The 5,219-nt window shown below is 32.9% G+C and carries 4 protein-coding genes; 1 reads left to right on the top strand and 3 read right to left on the bottom strand.

Translation table 11 applies throughout. The annotated features are described in order from the left end of the window. The 3 genes from WBY99_RS12045 to rpiB all read right to left on the bottom strand — a co-directional run. On the bottom strand, positions 1-517 hold a 517-nt coding region (locus WBY99_RS12045; RefSeq protein WP_423976582.1), incomplete at its 3' end, for a LysE family translocator. Between the two features lie 69 nt (positions 518-586). Continuing rightward, positions 587-2,740, bottom strand: coding sequence for a ribonuclease R (gene rnr, locus WBY99_RS12040; protein ID WP_423976581.1), 2,154 nt, complete (start codon positions 2,738-2,740; stop codon positions 587-589). Between the two features lie 30 nt (positions 2,741-2,770). Beyond that, positions 2,771-3,202 carry a ribose 5-phosphate isomerase B gene (gene rpiB / locus WBY99_RS12035; protein ID WP_423976580.1) on the bottom strand — a complete coding sequence of 144 codons (432 nt, stop codon included), beginning with the start codon at positions 3,200-3,202 and terminating at the stop codon, positions 2,771-2,773. Positions 3,203-3,824: 622 nt separating this feature from the next. Here rpiB and WBY99_RS12030 point away from each other — a divergent pair. Further along, complete coding sequence (locus WBY99_RS12030) at positions 3,825-5,015, top strand: phosphoglycerate kinase (RefSeq protein WP_423976579.1); 1,191 nt, start codon at positions 3,825-3,827, stop codon at positions 5,013-5,015. Positions 5,016-5,219 lie beyond the last annotated feature (204 nt).

Here is a 5,219-nt window from a genome sequence, read left to right as displayed (position 1 = left end):
GGAAAACTTTTGCCAAATAAATTTTAAAAAAATCAATCACCAGATAAGTTCCAACGACAAGTCCCATGTACAATAGAAAATCTTCAGTTTTAGGATAAGCATTTCTAACAGAAATTACCGTAACCAACCAGAAAAGAACAACACCGATATTTAAAATATTAAAGAAAAAACCATTCAAAAATGTTTTAAAATAATTCTGATTGATTAATTTATCTTCACCATGCAAGTGCATTTTCGTTTTTGAAACGACCATATAAATGGCATAAATAAAAACAATAAAGGCCGTAATTCTATAAAAACCAGGATGTTTATCGATAATTTCTACCAAATCGCCACTGGCAAAATACGCAGCGACAATGCATAAAATATCAGCCAGAACAACACCACAATCTAGAGTGAAGGCATGTTTAGGTCCTCGTGAAAAGCTTGTTTCAATCAGCAGAAAAAAAATCGGCCCGATGAAGACAATACTCAACATAATTCCTAACCCGACGGCTGAAAGTATAAGTTCTATCATTAATAATTTTTTGAAAATGAATCAAATTTTACTCAAATTCATTTTTACAGTGATTTGCAAAAATACGATTTACGATTCAATGATTTTAAAATCTAATTGTTTTTGGATTAAATTCGCTTTCATTACTCTAATCGTAACTTCGTCACCAAGCTGGTATTTATTGCCTGTTCTACTTCCGTAAACAGCGTGATTTTTCGCATCGAAAGTGTAAGAATCATCCATTAAATCTCTTAATTTAATGAGACCTTCTGCACCATTTTCTGGAATTTGCACCCAGAATCCAAAATCAGCAACACCTGAAATTACTCCTGTAAAATCTTCGCCTAAATGTTTTTCCATAAACTTAACTTGCATAAATTTAATGGAATCTCTTTCGGCATCAGAAGCCAATTTTTCCATCGAACTGCTATGTTTGCACTTATCTTCTAACTCTTGCTTTTGAGTTGATTTCCCGCCATCTAAATAATGCTGCAACAAACGGTGTGCAATTAAATCGGGATAACGACGGATAGGAGAGGTGAAGTGGGAATAATAATCGAAGCCCAAACCATAATGGCCAATAGGATCTGTAGAATAAATCGCTTTACTCATCGAACGCATCGCCAAGGTTTCAATCATATTCTCTTCGGGTTTTCCGTGAACATCAGCTAATAACTTATTCAATGATTCTGCTACTTTTTTGGTATTTGCCAAATTCATAGTATAGCCAAAAGTACCAACAAAATCACGCAATGCTTCTAATTTAGCTGGATCTGGATCTTCGTGAATTCTATAAATAAAAGTATTATTAGTCGGAACTCCTTTTTTATTTAAAGAGATAAATTCAGAAACTTTTCGGTTGGCGAGCAACATAAATTCTTCAATCAAATGATTAGAATCTTTACTCACTTTAAAATAAACGCCAATCGGTTGACTGTTTTCATCTAAATTAAACCGAACTTCGCTTCGATCAAAAGTAATCGCACCGTTTTCGATACGGGCTTTTCTCATGATTTTCGCCAATCGATCTAGCGTTAAAATTTCTTCTGCTAAATCTCCTTCCTGGGTTTCAATTCTTTCCTGTGCTTCTTCGTAAGCGAATTTACGGTCAGAATAAATAATAGTTCTTCCAAACCATTGGCTTTGAATTTCTGCTTTATCATTCAATTCAAAAACGGCAGAAAAAGTATATTTTTCCTCATTTGGTCGAAGCGAGCAAACGTCATTACTCAAAACTTCAGGCAACATCGGAACCACACGATCGACTAAATAAACCGACGTAGCACGTTTATAAGCTTCTGCATCGAGGATTGTACCAGGAACCACATAATGCGAAACATCGGCGATATGAACTCCAATTTCCCAATTCCCGTTTTCTAATTTTTGAATAGAAAGGGCATCATCGAAATCTTTTGCATCTTTTGGATCAATGGTAAAAGTACAGACACCACGCATATCACGGCGTTTTACAACTTCGTTATCGTGAATTCTACGGTCGATTTCCTGAGCTTCTTTTTCTACATCTTCCGGGAATTCATAAGGCAATCCGTATTCTGCTAAAATGGAATGAATTTCGGTTTCGTGTTCACCTGGCGCACCGAGAACTTTAATAATTTCACCTTCAGGATTTTTTTCTCCGGCTCTCCAAGCGATCATTTTAACGATTACTTTATCGCCATCTTTTGCACCGCCAATTTTACCTTGTGGCACAAAAATATCGGTATTGATATGTTTTTTATCACCTACTACAAAGCCAAAATCTTTATGCTTAATGAACTGAAATGTTCCTACAAACTGATCGCGTTTTCTTTCAATCACTTCCAAAACAGAACCTTCTATTTTTTTACCTTTAAATTTATAGGTCACAATAAGTACGGTATCGCCTTGTAGCGCATCTTTTACATTTTTAGAATGAATGAAAATATCATCATCTAAACCAGCAACTTTTGCATAAGCATTTCCGGTTTGGTTAAAATCAATAGTACCGGTTAAAGTTCCTTCAATCTTAAGATTAATAATATATTTTCCTTTTTCAACTTCTTTGATTCGTTGATCAGAAAGTAATTTATGGAGTGACTGAATCACCAATTCACGTTGTCTGGGATTTTTGTAATCGATGCCGTCTGCAATCTGCTTGTAGTTATAGATTTTTCCAGATTTTTCATTCATAAAACGCAAAATCAAACGCCCAATTTCTTGGAGTTTGTTATTGTTTTTATCTGAGAAATATTTTCCTTTTGCCATAAAATATGGTTGTATTTATATAAGAACGTTTTAACAAGTCGAAATTTTTTCAACTCTATTTTGGTGTCTTCCGCCTTCGAAATTGGTAGTCAGAAATTTTTCTATAATATCAATCGCTAATTCGCTTGCGATAAATCGCGCCGGAATTGCAATCATATTTGCGTTGTTGTGCTGTCTTGCCAATTCTGCCAATTCTGGCATCCAACACAATGCGCAACGAATCTGTTGATGTTTATTTGCAGTGATTGCTACGCCTTGTCCGCTACCGCAAATAAGAATACCGAGTTCATTTTCTCCATTTTCTACGGAAGTAGCGGCTGGATGTACAAAATCTGGGTAATCCACAGAGTCTGGGGAAAAGGTGCCGAAATCTTCTACTTCAAATTTGCCTTCCAAATGTTTTTTTATGATTTCTTTGTATTCGAAACCTGCATGATCGCATGCTATTGCTATTTTTTTCATGACTTCTCTTTAAACTCAATTTTCAATTCAGACAAATTTAAGATTATTAAAATAAAAAGCATTCGGTTAAAGGTTAAATCTTTTTAATCATTCTCTATAGCGCAAATAAGAATGAAGAATTATAGATAAACACAATAAATATTATAATCGATATAAATAACTTGGGGAAAACATACAGAATTCATGTTAATAAGTTCTTTGAACATTGTCTTTCAAATTCAAATTTAAATTCATAATGGACTTTAATTTTTAATTGTAGCAAATATTCTTTTATAAAATTGTTAGGATTCAATTCTAAAGTTGCTAAGATTTGGGTTATAAATATTGAAACGAAATAACATTTACTCACAAATATTAATAACTGGTGAAAACACCTATTAATCAACTAATTAAAATGTTGATAAAACCTGATTAATTTAACTAGTTAAATGTGCTTAAATAATAAAATATATTTCTCCACAAACTCTCATACTACAACAACACTATTCAATTTCTTTTTATATAAAAAAAAGATAATGTAGATAAAGTGAGGGTTTGTGAATTGTGGAATTTTAAATCAAATTAAATTTTTAATCGAGGGAATAAATAGTAAATTTGTGAAACTTAAAACGGAGAAAATTTTATGAAAACAATTAACGATTTTAACTTCAAAGATAAAAAGGCTTTGGTAAGAGTAGACTTCAATGTTCCCCAAGATACGAATTTGAAAGTAACCGATAGCACGAGAATTCAAGCCGTAAAACCTACCATTGAAAAGATTTTGAATGATGGAGGATCAGTAATTCTAATGACGCATTTGGGTCGACCAAAAGGTAAAGTTTCAGAAGAGTTTTCTTTAAAAAATATAGTACCAGAAATAGAAGAAGTTTTAGGAAAATCAGTAAAATTTTGTTCGGATTGTATCGGCGATGACTCAAAAAGAATGAGTGCTGAATTGCAACCAGGCGATATTCTTTTATTAGAAAATCTTCGATTTCATAAAGAGGAAGAAGATGGTGATGTTGATTTTGCCAAACAATTATCAGAATTAGGAGATGCTTATGTGAATGATGCTTTTGGAACAGCGCACAGAGCGCATGCTTCGACTGCAGTTATTGCACAGTTTTTCCCTTCAACTAAATTTTTCGGTTTATTAATGGCAAAAGAATTGGAAGCGATTGATAAAGTCTTGAAAAGTGGTGAGAAACCGATTACTGCTATCTTAGGAGGTTCTAAAGTTTCTAGTAAAATTACGATTATAGAAAATATATTACCTGCCATTGATAATTTGATAATTGGTGGTGGTATGGCTTTTACTTTTATCAGAGCTCTAGGAGGAGAAATAGGTAATTCTTTGGTAGAAGTTGATAAACAGACACTAGCTTTAGAAATATTAGAGAAAGCTAAAGCGCAGAATGTGGCTGTTTATTTGCCAGTTGATTCAATTATTGCAGATGACTTTAATAATGATGCGGAGAGGAAAGAAGTTGATATTTATGAAATTCCAAATGGGTGGATGGGATTAGATGCTGGAGTTAGATCTAGAACAATATTTCATGATGTAATTATGAATTCCAGAACTATTTTATGGAATGGTCCGATTGGAGTTTTTGAAATGCCTCATTTTGCTGCAGGAACAATTGCTTTAGGGAATAGCATTGCAAAATCTACGCAATTAGGTGCATTCTCACTTGTTGGTGGAGGAGATAGCGTAGCTTTTGTAAAACAATTTGGCTATGATGAGAAAGTAAGTTACGTTTCAACTGGAGGCGGTGCAATGCTAGAAAGTTTAGAAGGAATGGAGCTTCCAGGAGTAAAAGCAATTAATAGCTAATTTATTTAAAAGAGCTCAATTGATATTGTAAAAAAAGTTTCCTGTAAATGGGAAACTTTTTTGTTTAAGATATTTTTTTTAAAATGAAATTTTATTTCGATAATTGATAAATAATTCTATTTTTTTAATTTATAGATTTATTTTGTGAATATTTTTTATCGAAATTTTTTTTACAAAATGAATTTTAAATTTTTAGAATTGAGC

The sequence above is a fragment of the Kaistella sp. genome (genome assembly GCF_049588135.1).
Taxonomy (GTDB): Bacteria; Bacteroidota; Bacteroidia; order Flavobacteriales; family Weeksellaceae; genus Kaistella.
The sequence above is the reverse complement of the archived record's forward strand: the minus strand, read 5'-3'. Positions and strand labels throughout refer to the sequence as shown.

Bases quoted from the DNA above. Each gene is read 5' to 3' on its own strand.
- rnr (WP_423976581.1), bottom strand. From the start codon at position 2,740: ATGGCAAAAGGAAAATATTTCTCAGATAAAAACAATAACAAACTCCAA.
- WBY99_RS12030 (WP_423976579.1), top strand. From the start codon at position 3,825: ATGAAAACAATTAACGATTTTAACTTCAAAGATAAAAAGGCTTTGGTA.
- rpiB (WP_423976580.1), bottom strand. From the start codon at position 3,202: ATGAAAAAAATAGCAATAGCATGCGATCATGCAGGTTTCGAATACAAA.